Source organism: Soonwooa sp. T0.1_25, assembly GCF_057652215.1.
On the sequence record NZ_JBYFBZ010000002.1, the window covers coordinates 396218 to 422668 of the forward strand.

Genomic DNA, 26451 nt, shown 5'->3' on the forward strand with positions numbered 1-26451 from the left:
AAAATACGATGGAAAAAACTATTGTCTGTATATCCTGTTACTACAAAGGATTTGACTTTATTGATGAAGCTAAAAAACTTGGCAACAAAGTCATTTTGATTACCTCTGAGTCTTTGAAAACCAAAGACTGGCCTTGGCATGCGATTGACGAAGTCTATTATATGTCGGAGATTGCGCCTTCAACTTGGAATCTCGAACATCTTGTACAAGGATTTTCTTATTTAATGAAAATTCATCAAGTGGATGCTGTCGTTGCTTTGGACGATTATGATGTCGAAAAAGCGGCTATGATTCGCGAAACTTATAGAATCCCAGGCATGGGACAAACGACACATCGTTATTTCCGTGATAAGTTAGCGATGCGTCAACAAGCTTTGGATAACGATATTAATGTACCTGAATTTTCATCGATATTTAATGATGAAAAATTAAATAGTTTCATAGAAGAACATCCAGGTCCGTGGGTTTTAAAACCTCGATCTGAAGCATCTGCAAGTGGCATTAAAAAAATAAAAGATCGTGATCAACTTTGGTCTGTAATAGAAAATCTAAAAGAAGAACGTTACAAATTTCTCCTAGAAAGTTTTAAGCCAGGAAAGGTTTATCATGTCGATTGTCTCATTTATAAACATCAAATTGTTTTCGCATGTTGTTCGCAATATACCTCGCCGCCGATGAAAGTGTCGCACGAAGGTGGAGTTTTTGCAACAAGAACTTTGGATCAAAATTCGGATTTTACAAAAGCACTTTTAAAAATTAATCAACAAGTTTTAGAAAAATTTGGAATTAAAAACGGCGCAACTCACAGCGAATTTATCTTCGGAGATGATGGACAGTTTTATTTTCTAGAAACCTCATCACGTGTTGGCGGTGCGCACATTCCGGATATGATAGAAGCGGCAACTGGGGTTAATATTTGGAGAGAATGGGCAAGATTAGAAGATGCTTTATTACGCAAAAATGATTATTCTGTAGAGATTAAATCCAATCTTTTTGCTGGACTTTTAATTGCTTTAGCAAAGGAAAAAAATCCTGACACTTCGATTTTTAAATGTCCACAGATTTTCAAATTTTTATCCATTGACAATCACATCGGAATCGTTTTTAAATCCGAGTCTGAGCAACAAATTATTGAAGACCTCGACTGCGCCTCAGAAATTATCGCAGAAAGCATCCTCAATATATTACCACCTACAGAAAAACCAACCTCTTAAACTCACAAAAATGCAAATCGAACATACAGAATATTATTCTCACATTTTGGGGAGAAACTTAAAAATCGAAATTACAGGACATTTTGGATATCCTATCATTATGTTTCCGACCTCGCAAGGTTCTTACACTCAGAATACTGATTTTCATCTCAATGAAAGTATTTCCACTTTTATTGATGATGGAAAAGTTAAGTTATACAATGTCGAAACCATTGACAAAGATACTTTTTACGCGGATCATTTATCACCCGCAGAACGCATCCGAAACTACGAAAGCTACATTCAGTTTTTGGTGCAAGAATTTGTGCCTTCGATCCAAAAATTACATCAGACGCATCGTGTAGCTGTAGCAGGTTGCAGTTTTGGAGGTTATCATGCTTCTAACTTTGCTTTTAGATATCCAGATTTGGTATCGCATTTATTTTGTTTGTCTGGCGCTTTTTCGATTAGAAGTTTTATGGATAATTATCAAGATAATTTGGTGTATTTCAATTGTCCAGAAGAATTTATGCCAAATGATGAAGCTTGGAAATATCGACACATGCAGATTGTATTAAGCACTTCTGACCAAGATATTTGTCTTGATAAAACGCGAAAAATGGCTGCAATTTTGGCAACAAAATCCATTAATTTTTGGTATGATGAAGCCAAATGGATTAACCACGATTGGCCACTTTGGCGCATGGTTTTCCCAAAATTTATCTCAAATTATTTTAATTAAATCATTTTAAAAACACATAAAAAAAGTACAATTATGGCTAAGAAAGTAGGAATATTATTTGGTATGGAAGACACGTTTCCATGGGCATTTATAGATAAAGTAAACGAGTTAGGTAACGGCGAAATCATCGCAGAACCTGTTATGATTGACAAACTGGAACAAGGCGCAGATTACGAATACTCAGTAATCATTGACAGAATTTCTCAGGATGTTCCTTTTTATCGTGCTTATCTTAAGAATGCTGCGGTTAACGGAACTTATGTCATCAACAATCCATTTTGGTGGAGCGCAGACGAAAAGTTTTTCAATAATGCACTCATGACAAAAATCGGAATTCCAGTTCCGAAAACTGTGCTTCTTCCATCACACGAAAGACCGACTAACACGTCAGAAACTTCTTTTAGAAACTTAAAATTCCCACACGATTGGGATTATATTTTTAAGTATGTTGGTTTCCCAGCTTATATGAAACCTCATGATGGTGGCGGTTGGCGCAATGTTTATCGTGTAGAAAATCAAGATGACCTTTGGAATAAATTGTCAGAAACTGAACAATTGGTGATGATGGTTCAAGAGGAAATTGTCTTTGAAGATTATTATCGCGTTTATTGTTTGGGCAAAAAATATGTTCATATTATGCCTTACGATCCACGTAATCCACATCATTTGCGTTACGTAACCGAATCAAAATACGAAGGTGAACAATTAGAAAAAGTTCTAAAAACAATTCATGATTATACTTTGAAAATTAATGAAGCTTTAGGATATGATTTTAACACGGTTGAATTCGCTGTAAGAGACGGAATTCCTTATGCTATCGATTTCTGTAATCCTGCGCCAGACGCTGATCGCAACTCGGTTGGTGAAGATAATTTTCAATGGATTGTGGAACATTCTGCAAAATTAGCTATCGAAAAAGCCAAAGAATTTGTTTCTGGAAAACCTAATATTTCTTGGGGCGATTTCGTGAAAGATTCTGTCAAAAAATAGAACTTTTCTAACATCAAAAACACTAACTATGCATAGATTTACGATAGGTGTTGAAGAAGAATATCAGATCATCGATGCCGAAACACGCGATTTGGTTTCGCATGTTTCCAAAATCATTGAAGGCGGAAAAACACTTCTCAGCGAAAACCTAAAACACGAAATGCACGAATCCGTTGTCGAAATGGAAACCGGCATTTGTCAAAACGTTAAAGAAGCCAGAGAAGAGCTTACCAATCTTCGTCGTCATCTTGTAAAAGTGGCGCACGAGCAAGGTCTTCGCGTTTCTGGAGGTGGCACACATCCGTTTTCGCATTGGAAGAATAATGTCATCACCAAAGATGCTCGTTACGACAAGCTGGTAAACGATATGGGCGATGTTGCACGTTCTAATCTTATTTTCGGATTACACGTACACATCGGCATTCCTGACCGAGAAGAAGGCATCCGAATCCAAAATGTAATGCGTTACTTTTTGCCTCACGTTTATGCTTTGTCTACCAATTCGCCGTTTTGGGTTGGTCGTTTGACAGGTTTCAAATCTTATCGTCAAGAAGTTTTTGCGAAATTTCCGAGAACTGGGATTCCGAGTTATTTTAGTAGTGTTGCAGAGTTTGATGCTTACGTTAATTTGATGATTAAAACAGGAACGATTGACAATGCTAAGAAAATCTGGTGGGATCTGCGTGTCCATCCATTCTATCCAACCATCGAATTTAGGATTTGCGACATGCCATTAACCATTGACGAGACGGTTTGTCTGGCTGCAATCATGCAATGTTTGGTGGCAAAAATTTACAAAATGCATCAACAAAACATCAGCTTCCGATCTTATCGAAGATTGATGATTTCTGAAAATAAATGGCGTGCTTCTAAAGATGGAATCCACGCTAACTTAATCGATTTTGGGAAAGAAAGAAGTGTTCCGTATTCCGATTTATTGGACGAACTTTTACTGTTTATCGACGATGTTGTGGACGAGCTAGATTGTCGTCAAGAAGTTGAATATTCGCGAGAAATTTTAAAAATGGGAACTGGTGCAGATCGACAGCTACAAGTCTTTAACGAAAGTGGCGGCGACCTAAAAGCAGTTGTTGATTATATGATTTTCGAAACAGAAAAAAGTGTCATTTAGCCAGCCTTTAAAGTCGTGAAAAAAGCCATTTGTTAATATTTGCTTAACTTTGCATAAATTTTTTGCAGTATGAATCAAGCAGTTAGAATCGCAATTTTAGATATGAATAACAGTTTCCCCAACCAAGGATTGGCAAATATTATTCAGATTTCTGAAAATTTTAAAAATACAAACTACGAGCAAATCAGCATCGAAGTTTTCGATGTTCGCTATAAAAACGAAATGCCAAATATTGAAGATTTCGATATATTCATTTCGTCAGGTGGTCCCGGAAATCCACACAAAGAAGGTTTTGCTTGGGAAACACCTTACGCCAATTTTTTAAACGGAATTTGGGATTACAATAAAAATAACGAAGACAAAAAATACTTGTTTTTGATTTGTCACTCATTCCAATTAGCGGTTATCAATTGGAAGTTGGCGAATGTTTGTAAAAGAAAATCTTACTCGTTTGGTGTGATGCCAATACATAAAACAGAGGAAGGCGAGCATGAAATTTTATTTAAAAATCTGCCAGAACCTTTCTACGCTGTGGATTCGCGCTCATACCAATGCATCGAACCAAACGATAATAAGTTAAGCGAAATGGGAATGAAGGTTGTCGCAATCGAAAAGATGCGTCCGAATATCCAATTAGAAAGAGCATTGATGGCGATTCGTTTTTCGGATGAGATTTTCGGGACTCAATTCCATCCTGAAGCCAATCCAGCTGGCATGTTAGAAAATCTAAAAGACGAATCTAACAAACAAGCGATGATTAGCAGCTTCGGTATGGAAAAATATTTGGAAACCGTGGACAGAATCGATGATCAAGACAAAATTATTTTGACCCAAAAAGAAATTTTACCGAGTTTTTTAAAGATGGCTCAAGACAAAATTTTGCAAGCGCTAGCTCACAGTTTGGATTAATTAAATTATAAAAACAAAACACAAATGGTACCTAGATATAGAGATCAATTCAATCAAGAATTCACCAACGAAAAATATGAGTTGATGAAGGAGATGATACACGAAAAAACTGGACAATACACAGGTTTTCGACTTTGCGAGACGCCAGTTTTTTTACCCTATTCTTTTAGAGAAAAGTTATTGTACGCTGCCGAATCTATTTTGGAACAAATTAATAAAATTCCAAAAGAGGTTTTTGATAAAGCCATTCCAGCAAACTGTTTCGTGCCACATGATACAGACAAGCCGCACTTTTTATGCATCGATTTTGGTATTTGTCGTGGCGCCGATGGCAAGCCAATGCCTCAGTTAATCGAGTTACAAGCTTTCCCATCTCTTTATGCATTTGAAGAATTGCATCGTGATGTTGTCTTTGAAGTTTTTCCGTTTTTGTCAGAGTTATCGCAACGTATTCCATACGATCAACTTATCGAGATTATGAAGGAAGTTATCGTAGGTGACGAAAATCCCGAAAACGTCATTCTTCTCGAAGTCTATCCTGAACGTCAAAAAACAAAAATTGATTTTAAAATCACAGAAGATCTTTTACACATAAAAACCGTTTGTCTTAGCAAGGTTAAAAAAAGAGGTCGCGAGATTTTTTATGAAAACGATAATGGCGAATTAGTCAGAATTAAACGTATCTACAATCGTGTTATCTTGGACGAATTGGATAAAATCGAAGGTTTTGAATCTGAGTTTAATATTCGTGAAGATGTCGATGTAGAATGGGTAACACACCCAAATTGGTTTTATAAAATTTCGAAATATGTATTGCCACTTTTGGAGCATACTTACATCCCAGAAAGCTATTACGCCAACGAATTCCCGAGTGATGAAAATATTGAAGAATATGTCTTAAAACCTTTATATTCCTTTGCTGGTGGTGGTATTAACCTACATCCGACTAAAGAAACTTTAGTACAACTCGATGATCCTTCTCAATATATTTTGCAGAAAAAAGTAGAGTATGCAGAGGTTTTCCGTGATCCAAATGGCGACTACGCAAAAGGAGAAATAAGAATGCTTTTTATTTGGAAACCTGGCGACGAATTCCCAACTTATCTTAATAATTTGGTGCGAATGACCAAGTCCGATATGGCGAATGTTGATTTTAATAAAGCTGACCAAATGTGGACAGGAAGCTCTTTTGCCTTGTTTGTAAAATAATTTTCCATTAAATTATAGCTGAATAGTTTCGATTATAACAAAAAACGCCGCATTACTTATGCGGCTTTTTTTTATTGTGCTTTTTTAAATTAAGTTTGAGTTTATATTTTATCTAAAAATTAACTGATTAGTTTTGGAATTAATTATCCCGAAACTGCGGCCGGGATGGAACGGCCTGTTGGAGCTCGCGCCGCAGGCGTGGGCCAATGCGTTGGCGCGGCGCAGCGACTAGTGACAGCCCGAAATGCCGCCCAAATAAAAATGTTAAGACACCAAAAGACTGCAGCCGCGAATGTCGGAATGGTCGATTCTGCCCAAAACTTGGAAGCTTTTGCTAAGCGTTTTTGAATTTGGATTTTCAAGGATTTTCCCTAAATCTTGCGTCGCAATAAAGCTGCAAGAATGACGATTGGCGAGGTCGATAATGTTGATCGCACCCGTCCTACCCGACTCCATATACGACAGCGGATCTTCGGTATTTCTCACCAAAATGCGCATCCAGTTGGGACAATCGTAGATATTTTCGCCCATCGAATAAGCTTGAGACAGCAATTCGGTCATTGAATATTCGGAGTAGATTTTGTCGGTTTTAAAGGCTTTTTGGAAAATCGACAACAGCTCGTCTTTTGTCATTTCTTCCTTACGTCCCTTCATACCGCCCGTTTCGATAACGATAAGATTTTCGGTCGAATTAAGTTTAAGATTTTTAGATTCTAAAGTGTCCAAAAAGTCCAACAAAGCAAACGAAACGCCGAAAAGAATAACTTTTTTATCGGAGGTTTTATTTAGAATTTCGAATAAATCGTCGTGATTGTAAAGGAAATAACCGTTCTCTGGTCTGCCCGATTTTTCAATAAGATAGTTGACCATATAGATCAACGAGGAATTGTCGCGCTCCAAATAACTCGGCAAAAGTCCCAGAAATATAAAGTCTTCAGGCTTTCCTATAAATTGATCAAAGCTTTTGTAAATGCTTTCTTCGTACAAGCCAAAATCTGCGATCCAATGTTTGGAGAGATTCATCTGCGTTGTCCCCGAACTTTGAAAATACTTTTCAGCATGTTTTTCGATATCGAGAACTTGATGATATTTGAACATTTCGATGGGCAAAAAAGGAATCGCCTCCAAAGTTGTCACCGTTTCGGGATTGATGTTGAGATAATCTACAAACTTTTTGTAAACCTCAACATGCCAATATTGAAATCGAAAAGTCTCCAAAGCTGCTTCTAGAAAATCGGCCTCAGTTTGTATGTTGAAAATGGAATTTTGCATTATTAAATTTATTCTTCAAAAGTTTTCAAATGGAATTCCCCATCGAAAACGCCGTAAGTAAAATAAGAAATCCAGTCGCCCAAATTGACATATTTGGCACCTTTTGCTAAATCCAAAACCATTGGCAAATGACGATGTCCATAGATGAAATAATCGATATCCTCGGTCTCCAATTTCTTTTTAGAATAGACAATCAAAAACTCTTTGTCTTCGCCCAAAAATGCTTTATCCTCCTCGCCAGAAATCATTTTATTCTTTTGCGACATATACAGTGCAACACGCATGGCAATGTCCGGGTGTAACCATTTGAAAGCCCACTGCGCAATAGGATTGGTGAATAATTTTTTCATCCTTTTGTAGCCTTTGTCGCCAGGACCAAGTCCATCGCCGTGTGCTAACAAAAACCTTTTGCCAGCCGCCGAAAAATATTGTTTTGAAAAATAAACCGTACAACCGATTTCTTCTTCAAGGTAGTTTTTCATCCACAAATCGTGGTTGCCAACAAAGAAATAAATATCAATTCCTGAATCTTTAAGCTCTGCCAACTTTCCTAAAACACGAACATAACCTTTCGGAATAACGTATTGCCACTCATGCCAAAAATCGAATAAGTCGCCCATCAAAAACAAAACCTGCGCATCTTTTTTGATGTCGTTAAGCCAACGAATAAAGCGCTCTTCACGAATCTTACTAGATTTGGGATCTGGCGCACCAAAATGTTGGTCCGATGCAAAATAGATTTTTTTGTCTGGTGAAAGATTAATTGGCGTCATTCAGGAATTCGAAATACGATTTTAAAACTAAAATTAATTTTCTTCAGCCAACCATTCTCCATAAGAATTTTCGGTCTCGTGGAGTTTAAGATAAGCTAACTCGATAGTATTAGGAAGTTTATTTTTGATTTTTGCAGCGATGTCGTACAACATATTTTCGCAAGTCGGTTGGTAATCGCAAAAGATAACTTTGTGTCCTTCGTCTGCCAATTTTTGACCAAGATTTTTGTGTGGCGAAGCACCATTTACCAAAACAGCATGATCCCAAACATCAACCACTTCTTCTTTTACAATTTTTTTAATATCACCAAAATCGACCACCATTCCGTTTTTTACATTATCCAAATCATTGATAGGATTTCCTTTTACAGTAACGGAAAGCTTGTAAGAATGACCATGCATATTTTTGCATTTTCCATCATAATTATAAAGAACATGGGCGGTCTCGAAAGTGAAAATTTTTGTAATACGAATCATATTGCAAAGATAAGCATTTTTAGTTTCAAGAATATTAGAATTCTGTTGCATGAAGCATTCGAAATTTTATGAAAAATTGGGTTTTTCTAAAAGTTTAAAAATTTGTAATTTGGCGAATAATATTTAAAAGTAGAAAAGAGACATGTCAACATTAACTTTTGCAGAAAAAATCGCGCAAGCAGAAAATTTCCTTCCAATCAACGGAACAGATTATATAGAATTTTATGTAGGAAATGCTAAACAAGCAGCCCATTTTTACAAGATAGCTTTTGGGTTTCAATCTGTTGCTTATGCAGGCCCAGAAACTGGCGTTAGAGATCGCGCTTCTTACGTTCTTCAACAAGGAAAAATTAGATTGGTTTTAACAACTGGATTGAAGTCTAATTCTCCGATCTGCGAACATGTAAAAAAACATGGTGATGGTGTTAAAATCTTGGCTTTATGGGTAGATGACGCTTACAAAGCTTTCGAAGAAACTACAAAAAGAGGTGGAAAACCTTATTTAGAGCCAACAACCATTACAGATGAATTCGGTGAAGTTAGAATGTCAGGGATTTATACTTACGGTGAAACGGTTCATATGTTTGTAGAAAGAAAAAATTACTCTGGACCATTCATGCCAGGTTATGAAAAATGGGAAAGTGATTATAATCCTGAAGATGTTGGTTTACTTTATGTTGACCACTGCGTTGGGAATGTAGATTGGGACAGAATGCTTCCTGTGGTTAAGTGGTATGAAGATGTGATGGGATTTGTAAATATTCTATCTTTCGATGATAAGCAAATTAATACAGAATATTCTGCATTAATGTCTAAAGTAATGTCTAATGGAAATGGTTTCGCAAAATTCCCGATTAACGAACCTGCTGAAGGTAAGAAAAAATCTCAGGTTGAAGAATATCTAGATTTCTACGAAGGTGAAGGCGTTCAGCACATCGCTGTTGCTACAAAAGATATTGTACATACCGTAACTGAACTTAAAAAGAGAGGTGTTGAATTCCTTTCTGCGCCACCAGAAGCATATTACGACATGATTCCTGAAAGAGTAGGAAGTATTGATGAAGACATCAAAAAACTTCAATCTCTAGGTATTTTGGTAGATTGTGATGAAGAGGGTTATTTACTTCAAATTTTCACGAAACCTGTAGAAGATCGCCCTACTCTTTTCTTCGAAATTATCGAAAGACACGGCGCGCAAAGTTTTGGAGCAGGAAACTTTAAAGCCCTTTTCGAAGCTTTAGAAAGAGAGCAAGAAAAAAGAGGAAATCTTTAAAAACATAAAACACTTAGATGAAAAAAATACTTTTTGTTTGTATGTTAATGCTGGCTATGGACAGCATTAATGCACAAAATTACGAACAGCTTAATAATCTAATCTCAAAAATAGAAAAGAGAAATAAGCAAAATCGCGATGCAACAGATTACATTATCGAAGATAAAAAATATGTATTTATTCAAAAGTTCGATGATCATGATGAAAGACATATCATAGAGTTTAGTCCTAATAAAAGTTTTACGCTAATAGAACTTTTTGATGATCATAAAACTGGAAAAACAGCCTCCAACGTTTTTACTGGAGATTATGTTCGAAAAAAAAATGTGGTTTCGGTAAGAGCTGACAAACTTGAAGGTAAAAAAATAGGAATGCCTCTCACCTACACATTTTACTTAATGAATGCTAAGAAAGTTTGGTATCTGAAAGATCTTAACAGCGATGGTCGTTGGATCGAAAATACTACTCTTGGCAAGAAAAAATAAAAATTAACAATTATGAAATCATTTGTAGATTACAGTCATGACAGTGACTTTTCTATCCATAATATTCCGTTCGGTGTAGCGGTTTTTAATAAAGAATATATCGCTTGTGCGACAAGAATTGGTGATATCGTTATCGATTTAGCAAGTCTACACGATTTTGGCTATTTCGAAAACATCAAAGGTCTAGACGAAAACGTTTTTGAAGCTTATACCTTAAATGAATTTATAGAATTAGGTAAACCAATTACCAACGATGTTCGTTTAAAAATTCAAGAATTATTGCTAGAAGGTTCTCCTTTAGCTAACGATGAAAAAACGAAAGAGGTTTGTTTCTTTGATTTGGACAAAGTACAAATGATGATGCCTGTACACGTTCCGAATTACACGGATTTCTACAGCAGTATTCAACATGCAACCAATGTTGGGATGCTTTTCCGCGATCCAGCCAATGCCTTACTACCCAACTGGAAACATCTTCCTGTAGGTTATCATGGCCGCGCCTCTTCGATCGTTGTTTCTGGTGTTGACATCCAACGTCCAGTTGGTCAAATAAAACAACCAACTGCTGAAAAGCCTTTCTTTAGTCCAAGTCTACAATTAGATTTCGAATTAGAAATGGGATTTGTTGTTAATAAAAACACAGAACTTGGCGAGCATATTCCAATGGAAGAAACAGAAGATGCGATCTTTGGAATGATGATTTTCAACGATTGGTCGGCTAGAGATATTCAGTCTTGGGAATATATTCCGTTAGGTCCATTTTTAGGCAAGAATTTCGGGTCAAACATTTCGCCTTGGATTGTTACAATGGAAGCATTAAATCCTTTCAGAACTGAATCTCCAAAGCAAGATCCAGAAGTTTTAGATTATCTAAAATTCGAAGGCGACAAAAACTACGATATTAATTTAGAAGTTTATCTAAAACCAGAAAATGGCGAGGATAACCTGATTAGTGCTAGCAACTACAAATTCATGTACTGGAATATGTGCCAACAATTAGCGCATCACACTGTTAATGGTTGTAATGTTGAAGTTGGCGATATCTACGCAAGTGGAACTATTTCTGGTGAAGATCCAAAATCTTATGGATCTATGTTAGAATTAACTTGGAGAGGTCAAAATCCTATCAAATTGTCAAACGGTGAGGAGAGAAAATTCGTTGAGGATAATGACACGATTACGATGAAAGCTTGGTCAGAAAAAGATGGTATTCGTGTAGGATTTGGAGAAGTAACTTCTAAAATTTTACCAGCAAGAAAAATTTAAGTTTTTTATCATTTTTAAAACCACAAAAGCACTTTACATCTTAATCTTATTTTGTGGTTTAAAATATTTCAAAAACAATGTTTTAAAACCTTTTGTGGTTCAAAAAATATGAAAACAATAACACCATCGGATCTTACAAGTCCGCAGTTACAATTGGTGATGCAGTCGGCAATTGCGCCACGACCAATTGCTTTAGCCAGTACAATTAACGCAAAAGGAGAAATCAATCTTTCTCCTTTTAGCTTTTTTAATATGTTTAGTACCAAGCCGCCGATTCTTATTTTTTCGCCGAGTCGTCGCGTTCGTGACAATACGACCAAACATACGCTTCATAACTTGTTAGAAATTCCTGAAGTCGTTATTGGTAATGTTAATTACGATATGGTACATCAAGTTTCTTTGGCGAGCACAGAATATGAAGACGGCGTTAACGAATTCGTGAAATCTGGTCTGACCATGAAGCCTGCGGAATTGGTAAAACCACCATTAATTGCAGAATCACCTGTTAATTTTGAATGCAAAGTTTTAGAAATTAAATCTTTAGGCGAAGTTGGCGGATCAGGAAATTTGATTATTTGTAAGATTGTAAAGATTCATATTCAAGAGCAATACTTTGGTGATGATGGCAATCTAGATCAAAACAAACTCGATTTGGTGGCGAGACTTGGCGCTAATTATTATTCGAGAAGTAATGCCGATAGTCTTTTTGAAGTTCCAAAACCTTTAGTAACAAAAGGTATTGGATATGATCAATTGCCAGAAGTTATTAAATCTAGTACAGTTTTCACAGGTAACAATCTTGGGATGTTAGCCAATGTTGAAGAACTTTCTGGAACTAAATTTTCCGGTGAAGAAGCTGTACACATCCTTGCACAAGAGCAATTGCATCAAAATAAAATTGCAGAAGCTTGGGAAATTTTAAAACTTGATTAAATGAAAAAAATATCGACTTTAATTTTAGCTTGTTCTACAAGTTTAGTATTCGCGCAAACGATTTCTGAAAGCAGAATCAAAGACATCGTAACAACCCTGGCAGCCGACAATATGAAAGGCAGAAAAGTTGGAACACCCGAAAATGAAAAAGCTGCGGAATATATTGCGGAACAATTTAAAAAGAACAAGTTAGACTATTGTTACGGCAAATCTTATTTGGTTCCGTTTCATTATAATGATGAAATGTACTTTAATGTTTGTGCGATTAAAAAAGGAAAAACCGATAAAATTATAGCTTTCGGAGCACATTTTGACCACATTGGCGAACGTACAACTGGCGAGGACAAAATCTACAATGGCGCGGATGATAACGCCAGCGGAACCTCTGCCGTTATTGCACTTTCCGACTACTACAAAGATCGAAAAGACGATTACAGTTATATGTTTTTAGGTTTTAATGCTGAAGAAATAGGGTTGGTAGGTTCTGACAATTTATCGAATAATGCAGAATTCAAAAAGTATCTTCCGAATATCAAAGCGCTTTTCAACTTCGAAATGATTGGTACAAAATCAGAATTTGGAGCTAACAAAATGTTCATGACAGGTGATAATGTTTCGGATTTAAAAGACATTCTGAATCAAAATGCAGTTGGCGATTTCATAATTGTTGGTGATCCTTATCTTGACCAAGGTCTATTCTATCGCTCTGACAATGTAGGTTTTGTTAAGAAAGACGTTATTGCGCATTCTTTTTCAACCGTGGATATGAACCATCAAAATCATTATCATAAAGTAAATGATGATATTTCTGTTATCGATTTTAAAAACTTAACAGATTTGGTTAACAGCTTTGCAAAAACTTTAGATAAAACTTTACAAAAAGATTTTAATCCAAAGTATAACGATAAGCTTGAAAAATAAAAAATGTCACTCAAATCTGGGTGACATTTTTTTTTACTTTAATTTACTTTTATAAATGCGCTCTTAGCATCCAAGCCATTTTTTCGTGTTTTTCTAAAAGACCAACCAAGAAATCTTCTGTACCGAAATCTTTAGAGTCATCCATTTTTGAAACAACTTCACGAATGTAAGATATCACAGATTCTTGATCTTCTAACAAAGCTTTGATGAAGGACTGACTATCATTTTTACTAAGTTTTTTCTCTGTCAACGTTGATAACTGTACAAAGTCTTTTAAACTTCCTGGTGCCACTTGTCCTAACTGACGAATACGTTCTGCAACCTCATCAATAATCTCTTCGAGCTCGTCATATTGACTTTCAAAAAAGACATGCATTGCGTGAAAATCTGCTCCTTCAACATTCCAATGTGCATTTCGGGTTTTCGTATAAAGAATATGTTCATCTGCTAAAAGTACAGAAAGCGCTTTTACATTATCCTCAATTTGTTTTGCATCTAATCCGATTGAAATTTTCATACTATTTTATTTTTAAATTATTCAACTTTATATGACAAAACTAAAGCAAATAGCTTACCAATAAGACTTTTCTTAATTCAAAAAGGGAAAATAACAAAAAGATAAAATCTATCAACAATTGTATTTTCGATAGACAAATGAAATATCTATAATTTATCTTTTAAAAATTCTATACTTTTTTCAGTAACAAATTTTAAATCTTTTGGCATTTGTTTTTCGGACCAAGGTTCAAAACTTCCAAAACCATGATCGCCGTTTTCAATAACCAATAATTCTGAGTTCTTTGCCCATTGATGAAGCAATTCTGCCTCCCGCAGATTAACCGTTTCGTCCGCTGAACCATGAATTATTAAATAAGGAAGCGATAATTTTTTAACAGCATTCTCGATTGTAAATCGTTCTTCATTAGCTTTAAAATCTTCAAAAAACTGAAAATAATGAGGCATCTGTTGTTTTGTTCGTTTATTCTCGATATAGAGAACGCCAGCTTTTTTAATTTCGGGCAACATTTCTTTTGGAGGAAAACGCGATGCATAATCCGAAATTCCTGCAAAATCCACCAAAGCTTTAATTCGATGGTCTTCGGAAGCTTGTATAACGACGTTCCCATTGCCACGACTATGACCGATTAAAGCAATTTTGGAAGCATCCACCTCTGGTAGTTTAGAAAAATAATCGGTTACGAATGTCAAATCGCTCATCTCTTTAGAATAGTTATTGTGACCAAAAGCCTCCAAATCTGCAAAATTAGAAGTGTCATCCAAAGTCGTCCCGTTGTGCGAAAAATTAAATTTCACAAAATAAAAACCTGCCTCAGCAAATGCTTCAGCAAGATAATGCCAAGCACCCCAATCTTTAAAACCTTTATAACCATGCACTAAAATAACCAACGGTAATTTATCTTCACTTTTTTTATAATAAGCGTCGGCTAAAAATGATTTGGTTTCCGGATTGGTAAGGACAATATTTCTGTTAATTTTGATGGACATATTTTATTTTTAAAGTTATAAAAAAGCTAGCAAACTCAATTGTAAAAAAAACAGATGGCTTAATTTTTGAAACCTAAAAAAAAACAAAATTTAAAATAGAACATGAGACCAAGATTTATAATCACAGCAACAATAGCAACAGTGGCAGTAGCGGGAGTATCCCACTCTTGTGTCGCTTTAGCAACCTCTAGTATTGGACTTTCAATTATTAAAAAAATATTGATTGGCGGTATTACAAGTGGCGTTTCGACATTTCAAAACAAAGAAGCTTTTATGTCGAATAGTTTAATTGACCAAGCGATGCCATCACAACTACGAAGTATCAATTCAACTTTAACAAGTCTTGGACTTTCGAATTTAGTTAACAAAGAAAAAGAATACATCGCAGAAGCAGCAGCTTTTACATCAAAATTTGCAGAACCCATTTTAATAAATGGTGTTAACAGCTTAACGACTGATGATGCCGCTAGAATTGCCCAAGGAGGATCTGGTATTGCATCGCAAATTCTTCGCGAAAAAACAGAATCTCAATTGGTTGCTGCTTTGGCGCCAGAAGTTGATAAAAAACTAAACGAATTTGGAATTGTAAAAACAATTAATACAGCCTTAAAAGGCAACAATATCTTGGGAAGTTTATTAGGTCAAAACAATAACAGCACTAGCGCAAGTATGTTGAGCAATTTGGCTTCTCAGCAGCTTGTAAATGGCATGTTTGCTCTTATTACAAATTATGAAAAACAAAACACAGATGTATTAACCAATGCATTGAAAAAATAAATATTAACCAAACACATTCATTATGAATACTAACAGATTATCAAAAAAAATGCAAGAAGCTCTTATTAAACAGATGACAAAGGAAGCGCATGCGTCGCAGATATTTTTGTCACTTGGGGTTTGGGCTGATACCGAAGGTTATGCTGGAATTGCGAATTTCTTATACCGACATTCGCAAGAAGAACGCAATCATATGATAAAATTTATGAGGTATATTTTGGATCGTGGTGGAGAACCTAAAGTTGAAGCCATTGCAGCGCCACCTGCTAATCCAAAAACACTTACTGATTGTTTTAATAAAGTCTTTGAAAGCGAAGTAGATAACACATCTGCAATCTACAAATTAGTAGATTTAGCCTTTGAAGAAAAAGATTGGGCTACTTGGAATTTTATGCAATGGTTTGTAAAAGAACAAATTGAAGAAGAAAAATTAGCACTTGGACTTATTGACAAATTAAAAATCGCTGGTGGAGATAAAGCAACCGACGAGTCACTTTTCAACTTGGATAAAACCTTGGCACAAACGCCGGATGACGAACCACTTCCGCAAGAAGCAACGGCTGACAATCCATAACGGAATAAAAATAAAATATCATTACCTTTGAGTTTCCGAACTGTTTCGGAAACTTTTTTTTAAACCTAAAATTATGGCAGAACTTATTAATGGTGATCATAAAAATCCAGAAGAATTTTATAAATCTCTTCATGAAAAATTGACCGAACATCACAATTTTCCAGAAGAATATTTGTATAAATTTATCGTACCAAGCGACTCTGGAAAGATTACAGAAATCATGAAAGTATTCGACGCACTTCAACACACTTTCACAAGTAGAGATAGTAAAAATGGTAAATACACAGCATGTACAATACAATGTTTTGTGCTAGATGCTGACCAAGTTATCGACATTTACAAAAAAGTTGCAGAAATTGAAGGCGTTGTCATGCTTTAATAATATTAGTAAAAACTAAAAAACCTCTAGAAATTCTAGAGGTTTTCATTTTATTTTAAATCTTAAAATCTCGATTAAGAATTTTCTAAAATATAGGTAAACATCAATGGTGCGCAGATCGTTGCGTCCGATTCCACGATGTACTTTGGTGTATCGACATCCAATTTCCCCCAAGTGATTTTCTCGTTAGGAACAGCTCCTGAATATGAACCGTAAGACGTTGTCGAATCTGAAATCTGACAGAAATACGACCAGAAAGGCACATCTTCCCACTCCAAATCTTGGTACATCATCGGAACCACACAAATTGGGAAATCTCCAGCGATACCTCCACCGATTTGGAAGAATCCAACACCTTTTCCACCAGAATTTGCTCTGTACCACTCTGTTAAATAAATCATATATTCGATACCTGATTTTACAGTATGAACATTAAGATTTCCTTTGATAACGTTTGATGTAAAGATGTTACCTGTTGTAGAATCTTCCCATCCTGGACAAACGATTGGCAAGTTTTTCTCCGCCGCTGCTACAATCCAAGAATCTTTAGGATCGATTTCATAATACTGTTCTAGAACTCCAGAATTCACCACTTGATATAAGAATTCGTGTGGGAAATATCTTTCACCTTTTTCTTCAGCGGCATGCCAAACATCTTCCAAATGCGTTTGCAATCTTCTGAAAGCTTCTTCTTCCGGAATACATGTATCGGTAACACGATTGTAGTGTTGGTCTAGTAGTTCTCTTTCCTGCTCTGGTGTTAAATCACGGTAGTTAGGAACTCTTTTATAATGCGAATGTGCAACAAGATTCATTACATCTTCCTCCAAGTTGGCACCTGTACAAGAAATAATATCTACTTTCCCTTGGCGAATCATGTCCGCAAGAATTTTACCCATTTCTGCTGTTGACATTGCACCAGCAAGAGTAATCATCATTTTCCCGCCATCTTTTAGGTGGGCAACATAACCTTTAGACGCGTCTACAAGCGCAGCTGCGTTAAAGTGTAAATAGTACTTTTCAAGAAATTCTGAAATTGGTCTATTGCTCATTTTAAATTAAGTTTTTGCAAAGATAGGAATATTGAAACGTATAGGCTAAATCTTGGTTAAGGAAAAGCCGATTTTATCATTTCTTAAAATTTCTCAATTACTAATGAAATAAAAAACACTTCTAAAAGTTTAATATAAAGCAATCGGATTATCTTTTTTAATAAAGACTTATCTTTGCAGAATCAATTCAATAAAATGAAAGCCTATATTTTCGTTTTTTTAATTTTAAATATTAATTGTTACTTCAGCCAAAAAAACAAATCTTTAGATTGCTACGACTTGAAAAAAGTTCTCGAGGTTGAAGCAACACCTCTATATCAACCGCATCTTGACGCCTCAAAAAAGTTTAACATCAAACTGTTAAAAGATTCCAAAGATGTCACAAAGTATAATAACAAAGGTAAGATGCCGAAAGTTAAAATGACGGCGAAAGGTTATAAAGTTCAGAAATTGGATTACAGCCGGCCTTATCTTGTTTCGAAAGCGAAAACAACTTTAGAAAAAATTGGTTCTAAATTTAGCAAAGACAACAAAGGCGCCACAATTACAGTCACTTCTATAACGCGAACTTTGGAAGATCAGTGCAAACTTCGCAAAGTCAATAAAAATGCGTCTTTAGGCATTAGCTCTCACAATTATGGCAATTCGTTTGACATTTCTTATATAAGATTTAATGGTAAACATGAACAAAACACCAAATTGGATGCTGCTCTTTCAAAAGTCTTGAGATATTACGAAAGCCTGGGCAGAATTTATTTCATTAAAGAAAAGCAGCAAAGTTGCTACCATGTGACCGTGAGAAATTATTAGTCTTGGCTCTGGATTCTTGGCTCTTGACTCAAAAATAATTCATAACTAAAACTTCAATTTTCTCTCTCGCTTAAAATCCTTACTTTTGCACCGAAAAATTTAACTCATGGTTTCAGTACAAGGTTTAGGACTTCATCACTCCGGAAATTATCTTTTTAGAGATGTGAATTTCACTATTAAAAAAGATGACAAAGTCGGTTTGGTAGGTAAAAATGGAGCAGGAAAATCTACACTTCTTAAAATACTTTCAAAAGAAATAACTTTTTTTGAAGGCAATGTTGTTACAGAAGGTAATATTACGATTGGTTTCCTAAAGCAAGATTTAGATTTTGTAAAAGGCAGAACTGTTTGGAACGAAACCATGCAAGCTTTCGAGCAAATTAATGCTTGGAAGGACGAATTAGAAGAAGTCAATCACCAATTGGCAACCCGAACAGACTACGAAAGTGACGCTTATTCTGACCTTATTCAGAAAATGACGGAGCTAAACGATTTGTTAATGAATCACGATGCCTATAACCTAGAAGGCGATGTGGAAAAGGTTTTATTTGGACTTGGTTTCAAAGCGGAAGATTTTCATAAAATCACTGACGAGTTTTCTGGCGGTTGGAGAATGCGTATCGAATTGGCGAAGCTTTTACTTCAAAAAAATGATTTAATGCTTCTCGATGAGCCAACCAACCACTTGGATATGGAATCCATTATTTGGTTAGAAAACTTTTTGAAAGATTACAATGGCGCGATTGTTTTGGTAAGTCACGATAAGCAGTTTATGACTGCAGTTTGTAACAGAACTTTTGATGTTAACAACAAAAAAGTGGACGATTACAAAGCCAATTATTCCAAATACTTGGTGATGCGTGAAGAACGTCGCGAGAAGTTATCACAAGCGAAGAAAAACCAAGATGCGGAAATTAAACAGATGGAAGACAACATCAACAAGTTCCGTGCAAGTGCGACCAAAGCTTCTTTTGCGCAATCTTTAATTAAAAAATTAGAAAAAATAGAACGTATCGAAATCGACAACGAGGACGTTTCTAAATTTAATATTCGATTTGTACAATCTGTCGTTCCGGGTAAAGTGGTTTTCGAAGCCGAAAAATTAGGAAAAGCTTACGGTCAAAAACAGATTTTTGATGATGTCGATTTCTTTGTACAACGTGGCGATCGTATCGCTTTGTTGGGACAAAATGGTCAAGGTAAGACGACTTTAGCTAAAATTTTGGCTGGCGAAATTAAAGACTATTCCGGAAATTGGACTTTGGGACACAATGTTAATATTGGTTATTTTGCTCAAAATCAGGAAGAAGTTTTAACACCAGACAAAACGGTTCTTCAGGAGGCGGAAGATTCAGCAACCGAAGAAATGAGACCTAGAGTTCGTGACCTTTTAGGATCTTTCTTGTTTCAAGGGGAAGATGTTACTAAAAAGACGAAAGTCCTTTCGGGTGGAGAACGTAACCGTCTTGCACTTTGTAAGTTGTTGTTGCGTCCTTTCAATACGTTGATTATGGACGAACCTACCAACCACTTGGATATTCAATCTAAAGAAATCATCAAATTAGCGCTTCAAAAGTTTGAAGGAACCTTGATTGTTATTTCTCACGACCGTGAATTCTTGCAAGGTCTTTGTGATAAAATCTTTGAATTCCGTGATGGAAAAATGAAGGAATTCTTAGGAAACATCGACGAATATCTGGAGTTCCGTCAAAAAGAAAGTATCCGCGAAATCTCTGCTGAAAAAGCAAAACTTCATGGTGAAGAAGCCAAAGTTGAACAATCAAAAAAAGAAGAAAAACCTGTTGAAAAGGAAGTTTCTACTAATTCTGGTTTTGTAACTAAAGAACAAAAAGCAGTTTTAAATAAGATTAAAAAAGTGGAAGAAAAAATTTCGGAGCTTGAAACCAAGGTTTCGGAATTTGAAGCGCAGTTCACGAAAAGTAATCCTTCGGACGAAACTTTAGAACAATACAACAAGACAAAGGAAGAGCTTGATCTTGCGTTGCAAGAATGGGAATATTTGTCAGAACAAACTTCATAAATAGAAATGTTTAGTTCTATTAGATCTTAAAAATCTTTACCGATAAACATTTTTTTTAACAAATAAAACATAAAATCCTTCAAAAATTTTGAAGGATTTTTTTTGAGTTTAAAATTATAGCTTAAATTCGCAAAAACTAAACTATCCATGACATTCCCCACAAAAAATTTGATTGCAGTAAGCTTTCTTTGTAGCGCTTCATTATTTTCTCAACAAAAAGACAGCTTAGCAATTGATAGCCTAATAACATCCGAAATAAAAACTCAAACCTACAACATATTCGAAACCGAAACCATTACTTATAAAAAACCAAAATTCTGGGATTTGGTTAATAAAATACCAAATAATTTTATCGGGACTGCTACAGATGTCGTATCGAAAGAGGTCTGCCCTTATTCTTTAGCTTCACTTGGACTGACGTTAGCAATGTTACCAGCCGATCCTTGGATTATCCATAACAGTCGAAGTTTCGGGCAAGATTTAGGTTTATCAGAAGATCATTTTTACAAAGATTTGGGGCCTTTAAAAATTATCCCTGGGAATGTCAATTCCGCATTTTATTTCCTTGGTAATGGGATGACCGTAGTTTTACTTTCTGGTGGAATGTTAACTTACGGATTAATAAAAAATGACTACCGATCATTAAGTACGTCGATGCAATTATTAGAAAGTATTGCTGTTTCAGGACTATTTTCTCAACCAATAAAAAGACTAACAGGGCGCGAAAGTCCTTTTATAACTATTAACGATGGACGCGAACATAGCCATTGGAAATTTGCTCCAAGCTTTAAAGCTTTTCAAAATGACACCTCGCGTTATGACGCAATGCCATCTGGACATTTGATGACTGCAATGTCTGCATTAACCGTACTTACCGAAAATTACCCCGAAAAAAAATGGATAAAGCCAGTAGGTTTTTCGTTACTTGGTCTTTTAGCTTTCGAAATGATGCAAAGTGAAGTCCACTGGGCATCTGACTATCCTATTGCTATACTTTTAGGTTATGTTATCGGAAAAAATATTGCTAAATCTAGAATCATTAAAAATGATAAAAACATCGCTAGCAAAACAAAAAAATACAAAGTACAATTAACAGCAGCCCAAGTGTACGAGTATAAAACTGTTGGATTAAGCATAAAATTCTAAAGAAACTAACAAATCAAGATAAATCCGTATTTTTGAGTACTTAAACAATTACTCAATGAAATTTATAAAATACTCACTGGTTGCTTTGACCGTTGGTAGCTTTGCTTTTGCGCAGAATCAAAAACTCACGATAGCAGAAGCGGTTAACGGAATACGAAGCAATCTTGCACCCAAAAGCATTTCACAATTTTCGTGGTCAGATGATGGACAATCTTACATCAATTCTGTAAAAAATGCTTATTTAACAACCGATGTTAAGACTAAAAAACAAGATACGTTAATCTCTCTGTCACAACTTAATCAAAACCTTGGAACCGCAAAACTAAAATCGCTTCCAAGAATTAATTTCGTTGGTCAAAACAAAGCTTATTATGTTAGCGGAAACAAATTAACTTGGTTAACTAAATCTAATAAAACTTGGACAATTGGCGAGTCGATTGCTTTAGGCGAAAACAACGACAACCTTCAACTTTTACAAGACAAAAAAAGTTTAGTTTATACCAAAGACAACAATCTTTTCATCAATCAAAACGGAAAAGAAAGCGCAATAACTAATGACCAAAATAAAGATATCATCAATGGACAATCCGTTCACAGAAACGAATTCGGGATAAAAGGCGGGATTTTCGCAGCACCAAATTCTGAGATGATTGCTTTCTACAGGATGGATCAAAGTATGGTGAAAGATTATCCGATTATCGATTGGTCGGTAACGCCCGCTGTTAACAAGAACATCAAATATCCGATGGCTGGACAAAAGTCGCATGAGGTGACTTTGGGCGTTTACGATGTTAAAAGCAATAAAACCAATTTCCTAAAAATAGATGGCGATAAAGAGCAATATTTAACGGCTATTTCTTGGAGTCCAGATTCTAAATATATTTTCGTGGCGGTGCTTAATCGCGGGCAAAATCACATGAAACTGAATCAATATGACGCAAAAAGCGGAAACTTTATCAAAACTCTTTTTGAAGAAACCAATGACAAATATGTAGAGCCTCAAAATCCAATGCTGTTCTTACCAAATTCTAACACCGATTTTATCTGGCAAAGTCAACGTTCGGGTTACAACCATTTGTTCCATTATAATTTGGAAAAAGGTCTTGTTTCTCAGTTGACAAAAGGCGATTGGTTGGTGACGGAAGTTCTTGGATTTAACGTAAAGCAAAAAGATATCTATTTCATTTCAACTAAAGAAACAGCCTTAGAAAGACACATCTACCGCGTTAACTGGCAGAATCAAAAAATGGAAAGACTAGACAAAGCCGAAGGTATGCACCAAGCGGTTTTATCGAAAGATGGAAGCAAAATCTACGATGTCTACGCCAATGCAACAACGCCACGCGTTGCCAATATTATCCATACCAACAATCTGAAATCCGAAAATATTTTAACTTCAGAAAATCCGCTTAAAAACTACAAGCGTCCTGAAATTAAAAATGTAACGCTAAAAGCCGACGACGGCACAGATCTTTACGGAAAAATAATCCTTCCAACAGACTTCGACCCTAACAAAAAATATCCGACAATTGTCTATTTGTACAATGGTCCGCATTTGCAATTGATCACCAACTCCTTCCCTGCTTCGGGTAATCTTTGGTACGAATATATGGCGCAAAATGGCTACATTATTTTCACGATGGATGGTCGTGGATCGTCTAACAGAGGTCTTAAATTCGAGCAAGCTGTTTTCAGAAACTTGGGCGATACCGAAATGAACGACCAACTAAAAGGCGTTTCTTACCTTAAATCTCTACCTTATGTTGATGCTCAAAATATGGGAATCCACGGCTGGAGTTTTGGCGGTTTTATGACGACTTCCTTTATGTTGAAGCATCCAGAAGTTTTCAAAGCTGGCGTTGCTGGTGGTCCGGTTATCGACTGGAATATGTACGAAATTATGTACACAGAACGTTATATGGACACACCACAAGAAAATCCAGAAGGTTACGCCAAAACCAATCTTTTGGACAAAGTACAAAATCTGAAAGGAAATCTTTTGATGATCCACGGGGCGCAAGACGACGTTGTGGTTTGGCAACATTCCATCGACTTTTTAAAGTCTGCGGTTGACAAAGGCGTGCAGATGGACTATTTCGTTTATCCGGGGCATCAGCATAATGTTATCGGCAAAGATCGTGTCCATTTGATGCAAAAAGTGACCGATTATTTCGATAAACATCTAAAAAAGTAAAACAAAAATCCGTTCTTCATTTTAGGAGAGCGGATTTTTTATTTGGGCGGCATTTCGGGCTATTCAGGGGTTTCGTCTTCAGAAGCCTAAACTTTCCCAAGCCATTCTTCAGACCGCTCGCTTCGCGTGCGCCCTTACTATCCCAGCCGCAGATTTCGGATAATAAAAAAGCAAGTTAACAACAGTCAACTTGCTTTTAATATTTAGAATTTCTAAAAAGAATTATTTAATAAAACCTCTATTTCTTAACAATGGTTTGATGTCAGGATTTCTTCCCGTAAACTCTTTGAAAGCTTTATTCAAATCCACCGAATTGCCGACAGACAAAATATACTTACGGAATCTATCACCGTTTTCTCTAGTCAATCCGCCATTATCACGAATCCACTCCCAAGCGTCTGCATCCAAAGTTTCAGACCAAATGTAAGCGTAATAACCCGCAGAATATCCGCCACCCCAGATATGCGCAAAATACGGCGTATGATATCTCGGCGGAACAGTCCCCAACGTGAAACCATGTTGCAACAAAGACGCTTTTTCAAAATCTAAAGCCGGTTTGAAATCCGAATCTTTAGACACTGTGTGCCAATCCATATCCAAAATCGCTGCAGACACCAATTCCGTGGTCATATAACCTTGGTTAAAAGTCGCTGCTTTTTTAATCTTATCAACCAAAGTCTGCGGAATCGGCTGTTTTGTTTGATAATGAATCGCATAATTTTTAAGAACTACAGGATCCAAAGCCCAATGCTCATTAATCTGAGACGGGAATTCCACAAAGTCTCTCGGCACGTTAGTTCCTGACAAAGACGTATATTTTTGGTTAGCAAAAATCCCATGAATAGAGTGTCCAAACTCATGGAACATCGTTGTCACATCATCATAACTAATCAACGACGCCTTTCCTGGAGCTGGTTTTTGATAGTTATAACAATTCACGATGACAGGTTTGGTCCCCATCATGTGCGACTGCTCGACAAAATTACTCATCCAAGCGCCACCACTTTTAGAATCTCTTGTGTAGAAATCCAAATAATATATCGCCAAAGACTTTCCGTCGTGGTCAAAAACCTCGTAAGTCACAACATCTGGATGATACACCGGAAGATCCGTTCTCTTTTTAAACGTAATACCGTAGAACTTTTCAGCAGCGTAGAACACGCCTTTTTCTAGTACAGTTGTAATTTCAAAATAAGGTTTTATCTCGTTGTCGTCAAGGTCGTACTTCGCTTTTCTAACTTGTTCTGCATAGAAGTTCCAGTCCCAAGGCTCAACTTTGAAACCTCCTTTTTGCTGATCAATCAAATCCTGAATATCTTTAGCTTCACGTTTTGCAGTTTCCACCGCAGGTTTCGCCAATTGATCCATCAGTTGTTTTGCAGCTTCTGGTGTTTTCGCCATTTGATCTTGCAACTTCCATTCTGCAAAATTTTGTTTCCCCAGAATTTGAGCTTTTTTAAGTCTAAGTTTTGCTAATTTTTCGACTGTATCTCTTGTGTCGTTAGCATCGCCCTTCTCTGCTCTACCCCACGAGGCTTTGAAAAGTTTCTCGCGCGTCGCTCTATTTTTTAGGTTTTGCAACATCGGTTGTTGCGTTGTATTTTGTAAAGCTAAAAGATATTTTCCAGGTTGTCCAGCAGCATTAGCATCAGCAGCGGCCGCAGAAATTTCGTCTGCAGAAAGGCCATCCAATTCTTTAACATCGGAAATTAAAACACCGCCTTGTTTTCTCGCTTCCAACAATTTGTTAGAAAACTGAGTTGATAATGACGCTAAATCTTGATTAACTTGTTTTAATTCTTCTTTTTTTGCTGCTGAAAGATTAGCACCAGCGATTTCAAAATTCTGCTTATAATATTGTAACAACTTTTTGCTTTCTTGATCTAGACCTTCTTCTTTTATAGATTTTACTTTATTGTAAAGAAATTCGTTTAGATAGATTTTGTCAGAATGAGCCGCAAAAATTGGTGCATATTCTTCATCCAAAGCCTGAATCGTTGGATTGGTATTTGCGCTACTCAAATTATAAAATACAATCTGCGCACGCTTCAAGACTTCACCGCTTTTTTCTAAAGCGACAATAGTGTTCTCAAAAGACGGAACCATACGATTGTTTGCAATCATATTAACCTCTTGCTCTTGTTGTTTTAATCCATAATCGAACGCAGGTTTGAAATCCGAATCTTTAATTTTATCAAACTCTGGCGCTTCATATTGAAGTTTACTTTTGGTCATGAAAGGATTATTTTTCATGGACTCGTCACCAGAAGTATTTTGGTTAGTTGTTGCTACTTCGGTTGTTGAATTTTGTTTCATTGTACTACAAGAAATATTGAAAGCCAAAACAGCCATCAACACGCTAGTTGTTACTTTTTTCATTATAATGATTATTATTGA

The 26451-nt window shown here is 36.0% G+C and carries 25 protein-coding genes; 18 read left to right on the forward strand and 7 right to left on the reverse strand.

Going from position 1 to position 26451, the window contains the following annotated elements; translation table 11 throughout:
- The first annotated feature begins 8 nt into the window (after positions 1–8).
- The 6 genes from AC23MB_RS04925 (at position 9) to AC23MB_RS04950 (ending at position 6175) form a co-directional block, all read left to right on the forward strand.
- Complete coding sequence (locus AC23MB_RS04925; protein ID WP_312322740.1) at positions 9–1214, forward strand: ATP-grasp domain-containing protein; 1206 nt, start codon at positions 9–11, stop codon at positions 1212–1214.
- Between the two features lie 10 nt (positions 1215–1224).
- On the forward strand, positions 1225–1935 hold the full coding sequence (locus AC23MB_RS04930; RefSeq protein ID WP_313027732.1) for an alpha/beta fold hydrolase: 711 nt from the start codon (positions 1225–1227) through the stop codon (positions 1933–1935).
- A 33-nt stretch (positions 1936–1968) separates the two neighbouring features.
- Positions 1969–2925, forward strand: a complete 957-nt coding sequence (locus AC23MB_RS04935; protein ID WP_374329543.1) for an ATP-grasp domain-containing protein — start codon at positions 1969–1971, stop codon at positions 2923–2925.
- Positions 2926–2953: 28 nt separating this feature from the next.
- Positions 2954–4057 (forward strand): carboxylate-amine ligase, encoded by a 1104-nt coding sequence (locus AC23MB_RS04940; protein ID WP_312322744.1) that lies wholly within the window; start codon positions 2954–2956, stop codon positions 4055–4057.
- Between the two features lie 69 nt (positions 4058–4126).
- Positions 4127–4966 (forward strand): type 1 glutamine amidotransferase, encoded by an 840-nt coding sequence (locus tag AC23MB_RS04945; RefSeq protein ID WP_487786661.1) that lies wholly within the window; start codon positions 4127–4129, stop codon positions 4964–4966.
- Between the two features lie 24 nt (positions 4967–4990).
- The gene (locus tag AC23MB_RS04950; protein WP_487786662.1) at positions 4991–6175 is read left to right on the forward strand and encodes a hypothetical protein; all 1185 of its coding nucleotides are present in this window, start codon (positions 4991–4993) and stop codon (positions 6173–6175) included.
- A gap of 264 nt (positions 6176–6439) precedes the next feature.
- On the opposite strand, the gene AC23MB_RS04955 is transcribed toward AC23MB_RS04950, so the two are convergent.
- The 3 genes from AC23MB_RS04955 to queD are packed head-to-tail and all read right to left on the reverse strand — an operon-like array spanning position 6440 to position 8697.
- Complete coding sequence (locus AC23MB_RS04955; RefSeq protein ID WP_487786663.1) at positions 6440–7447, reverse strand: LuxE/PaaK family acyltransferase; 1008 nt, start codon at positions 7445–7447, stop codon at positions 6440–6442.
- Positions 7448–7455: 8 nt separating this feature from the next.
- A complete protein-coding gene (locus AC23MB_RS04960; RefSeq protein WP_487786664.1) occupies positions 7456–8220 on the reverse strand; it encodes a UDP-2,3-diacylglucosamine diphosphatase in 765 nt (254 codons plus the stop codon).
- A 33-nt stretch (positions 8221–8253) separates the two neighbouring features.
- A complete protein-coding gene (queD, locus tag AC23MB_RS04965; protein WP_312322751.1) occupies positions 8254–8697 on the reverse strand; it encodes a 6-carboxytetrahydropterin synthase QueD in 444 nt (147 codons plus the stop codon).
- Positions 8698–8839: 142 nt separating this feature from the next.
- Between queD and hppD the strand changes: the two genes are divergently transcribed.
- From hppD to AC23MB_RS04990, 5 genes are all read left to right on the forward strand, one after another.
- Positions 8840–9970, forward strand: a complete 1131-nt coding sequence (gene hppD, locus AC23MB_RS04970; protein ID WP_487786665.1) for a 4-hydroxyphenylpyruvate dioxygenase — start codon at positions 8840–8842, stop codon at positions 9968–9970.
- A 17-nt stretch (positions 9971–9987) separates the two neighbouring features.
- The gene (locus AC23MB_RS04975; RefSeq protein WP_487786666.1) at positions 9988–10455 is read left to right on the forward strand and encodes a hypothetical protein; all 468 of its coding nucleotides are present in this window, start codon (positions 9988–9990) and stop codon (positions 10453–10455) included.
- A gap of 12 nt (positions 10456–10467) precedes the next feature.
- Positions 10468–11721: a fumarylacetoacetase gene (gene fahA / locus AC23MB_RS04980; RefSeq protein ID WP_487786667.1), complete on the forward strand. Its 1254-nt coding sequence runs from the start codon at positions 10468–10470 to the stop codon at positions 11719–11721.
- A gap of 108 nt (positions 11722–11829) precedes the next feature.
- Entirely contained in the window at positions 11830–12654 is an 825-nt protein-coding gene (locus tag AC23MB_RS04985; RefSeq protein WP_487786668.1) for a flavin reductase family protein, read from the forward strand.
- Positions 12655–13575 (forward strand): M28 family peptidase, encoded by a 921-nt coding sequence (locus AC23MB_RS04990; RefSeq protein ID WP_487786669.1) that lies wholly within the window; start codon positions 12655–12657, stop codon positions 13573–13575.
- A gap of 49 nt (positions 13576–13624) precedes the next feature.
- Here the strand turns inward: AC23MB_RS04990 and AC23MB_RS04995 are convergent, their stop codons facing one another.
- Both AC23MB_RS04995 and AC23MB_RS05000 read right to left on the reverse strand, forming a co-directional pair.
- Complete coding sequence (locus tag AC23MB_RS04995; protein WP_487786670.1) at positions 13625–14092, reverse strand: Dps family protein; 468 nt, start codon at positions 14090–14092, stop codon at positions 13625–13627.
- 146 nt (positions 14093–14238) lie between these two features.
- Positions 14239–15081 (reverse strand): alpha/beta hydrolase family protein, encoded by an 843-nt coding sequence (locus tag AC23MB_RS05000; RefSeq protein ID WP_487786671.1) that lies wholly within the window; start codon positions 15079–15081, stop codon positions 14239–14241.
- A 102-nt stretch (positions 15082–15183) separates the two neighbouring features.
- Between AC23MB_RS05000 and AC23MB_RS05005 the strand changes: the two genes are divergently transcribed.
- From AC23MB_RS05005 to AC23MB_RS05015, 3 genes are all read left to right on the forward strand, one after another.
- Positions 15184–15858, forward strand: a complete 675-nt coding sequence (locus AC23MB_RS05005) for a DUF4197 family protein (protein ID WP_079666213.1) — start codon at positions 15184–15186, stop codon at positions 15856–15858.
- A gap of 22 nt (positions 15859–15880) precedes the next feature.
- Positions 15881–16432: a ferritin gene (locus tag AC23MB_RS05010; protein ID WP_312322105.1), complete on the forward strand. Its 552-nt coding sequence runs from the start codon at positions 15881–15883 to the stop codon at positions 16430–16432.
- A 73-nt stretch (positions 16433–16505) separates the two neighbouring features.
- Positions 16506–16811 carry a DUF493 family protein gene (locus tag AC23MB_RS05015; RefSeq protein ID WP_487786672.1) on the forward strand — a complete coding sequence of 102 codons (306 nt, stop codon included), beginning with the start codon at positions 16506–16508 and terminating at the stop codon, positions 16809–16811.
- A gap of 74 nt (positions 16812–16885) precedes the next feature.
- On the opposite strand, the gene AC23MB_RS05020 is transcribed toward AC23MB_RS05015, so the two are convergent.
- Positions 16886–17863 (reverse strand): deoxyhypusine synthase family protein, encoded by a 978-nt coding sequence (locus tag AC23MB_RS05020; RefSeq protein WP_313216529.1) that lies wholly within the window; start codon positions 17861–17863, stop codon positions 16886–16888.
- A gap of 279 nt (positions 17864–18142) precedes the next feature.
- Here AC23MB_RS05020 and AC23MB_RS05025 point away from each other — a divergent pair, with 279 nt between their 5' ends.
- From AC23MB_RS05025 to AC23MB_RS05040, 4 genes are all read left to right on the forward strand, one after another.
- Complete coding sequence (locus AC23MB_RS05025; protein ID WP_431412407.1) at positions 18143–18673, forward strand: DUF5715 family protein; 531 nt, start codon at positions 18143–18145, stop codon at positions 18671–18673.
- 106 nt (positions 18674–18779) lie between these two features.
- Positions 18780–20714 (forward strand): ABC-F family ATP-binding cassette domain-containing protein, encoded by a 1935-nt coding sequence (locus AC23MB_RS05030; RefSeq protein WP_487786673.1) that lies wholly within the window; start codon positions 18780–18782, stop codon positions 20712–20714.
- 147 nt (positions 20715–20861) lie between these two features.
- Positions 20862–21860 (forward strand): phosphatase PAP2 family protein, encoded by a 999-nt coding sequence (locus tag AC23MB_RS05035; RefSeq protein WP_487786674.1) that lies wholly within the window; start codon positions 20862–20864, stop codon positions 21858–21860.
- 55 nt (positions 21861–21915) lie between these two features.
- Positions 21916–24054 (forward strand): S9 family peptidase, encoded by a 2139-nt coding sequence (locus AC23MB_RS05040; protein ID WP_487786675.1) that lies wholly within the window; start codon positions 21916–21918, stop codon positions 24052–24054.
- A gap of 222 nt (positions 24055–24276) precedes the next feature.
- On the opposite strand, the gene AC23MB_RS05045 is transcribed toward AC23MB_RS05040, so the two are convergent.
- On the reverse strand, positions 24277–26433 hold the full coding sequence (locus AC23MB_RS05045; protein WP_487786676.1) for a M3 family metallopeptidase: 2157 nt from the start codon (positions 26431–26433) through the stop codon (positions 24277–24279).
- Between the last annotated feature and the right edge of the window lie 18 nt (positions 26434–26451).

What these genes read in the sequence shown, in the direction of transcription:
- AC23MB_RS04975 (WP_487786666.1), top strand. Translation starts at nt 9,988, where the DNA reads ATGAAAAAAATACTTTTTGTTTGTATGTTAATGCTGGCTATGGACAGC.
- AC23MB_RS04955 (WP_487786663.1), bottom strand. Translation starts at nt 7,447, where the DNA reads ATGCAAAATTCCATTTTCAACATACAAACTGAGGCCGATTTTCTAGAA.
- AC23MB_RS05040 (WP_487786675.1), top strand. Translation starts at nt 21,916, where the DNA reads ATGAAATTTATAAAATACTCACTGGTTGCTTTGACCGTTGGTAGCTTT.
- AC23MB_RS04995 (WP_487786670.1), bottom strand. Translation starts at nt 14,092, where the DNA reads ATGAAAATTTCAATCGGATTAGATGCAAAACAAATTGAGGATAATGTA.
- AC23MB_RS05010 (WP_312322105.1), top strand. Translation starts at nt 15,881, where the DNA reads ATGAATACTAACAGATTATCAAAAAAAATGCAAGAAGCTCTTATTAAA.
- AC23MB_RS05005 (WP_079666213.1), top strand. Translation starts at nt 15,184, where the DNA reads ATGAGACCAAGATTTATAATCACAGCAACAATAGCAACAGTGGCAGTA.
- AC23MB_RS04930 (WP_313027732.1), top strand. Translation starts at nt 1,225, where the DNA reads ATGCAAATCGAACATACAGAATATTATTCTCACATTTTGGGGAGAAAC.
- AC23MB_RS04940 (WP_312322744.1), top strand. Translation starts at nt 2,954, where the DNA reads ATGCATAGATTTACGATAGGTGTTGAAGAAGAATATCAGATCATCGAT.
- hppD (WP_487786665.1), top strand. Translation starts at nt 8,840, where the DNA reads ATGTCAACATTAACTTTTGCAGAAAAAATCGCGCAAGCAGAAAATTTC.
- AC23MB_RS05015 (WP_487786672.1), top strand. Translation starts at nt 16,506, where the DNA reads ATGGCAGAACTTATTAATGGTGATCATAAAAATCCAGAAGAATTTTAT.
- AC23MB_RS04950 (WP_487786662.1), top strand. Translation starts at nt 4,991, where the DNA reads ATGGTACCTAGATATAGAGATCAATTCAATCAAGAATTCACCAACGAA.
- fahA (WP_487786667.1), top strand. Translation starts at nt 10,468, where the DNA reads ATGAAATCATTTGTAGATTACAGTCATGACAGTGACTTTTCTATCCAT.
- AC23MB_RS05045 (WP_487786676.1), bottom strand. Translation starts at nt 26,433, where the DNA reads ATGAAAAAAGTAACAACTAGCGTGTTGATGGCTGTTTTGGCTTTCAAT.
- queD (WP_312322751.1), bottom strand. Translation starts at nt 8,697, where the DNA reads ATGATTCGTATTACAAAAATTTTCACTTTCGAGACCGCCCATGTTCTT.
- AC23MB_RS04990 (WP_487786669.1), top strand. Translation starts at nt 12,655, where the DNA reads ATGAAAAAAATATCGACTTTAATTTTAGCTTGTTCTACAAGTTTAGTA.
- AC23MB_RS05020 (WP_313216529.1), bottom strand. Translation starts at nt 17,863, where the DNA reads ATGAGCAATAGACCAATTTCAGAATTTCTTGAAAAGTACTATTTACAC.
- AC23MB_RS05030 (WP_487786673.1), top strand. Translation starts at nt 18,780, where the DNA reads ATGGTTTCAGTACAAGGTTTAGGACTTCATCACTCCGGAAATTATCTT.
- AC23MB_RS04985 (WP_487786668.1), top strand. Translation starts at nt 11,830, where the DNA reads ATGAAAACAATAACACCATCGGATCTTACAAGTCCGCAGTTACAATTG.
- AC23MB_RS04960 (WP_487786664.1), bottom strand. Translation starts at nt 8,220, where the DNA reads ATGACGCCAATTAATCTTTCACCAGACAAAAAAATCTATTTTGCATCG.
- AC23MB_RS04925 (WP_312322740.1), top strand. Translation starts at nt 9, where the DNA reads ATGGAAAAAACTATTGTCTGTATATCCTGTTACTACAAAGGATTTGAC.
- AC23MB_RS05035 (WP_487786674.1), top strand. Translation starts at nt 20,862, where the DNA reads ATGACATTCCCCACAAAAAATTTGATTGCAGTAAGCTTTCTTTGTAGC.
- AC23MB_RS05000 (WP_487786671.1), bottom strand. Translation starts at nt 15,081, where the DNA reads ATGTCCATCAAAATTAACAGAAATATTGTCCTTACCAATCCGGAAACC.
- AC23MB_RS04935 (WP_374329543.1), top strand. Translation starts at nt 1,969, where the DNA reads ATGGCTAAGAAAGTAGGAATATTATTTGGTATGGAAGACACGTTTCCA.
- AC23MB_RS04945 (WP_487786661.1), top strand. Translation starts at nt 4,127, where the DNA reads ATGAATCAAGCAGTTAGAATCGCAATTTTAGATATGAATAACAGTTTC.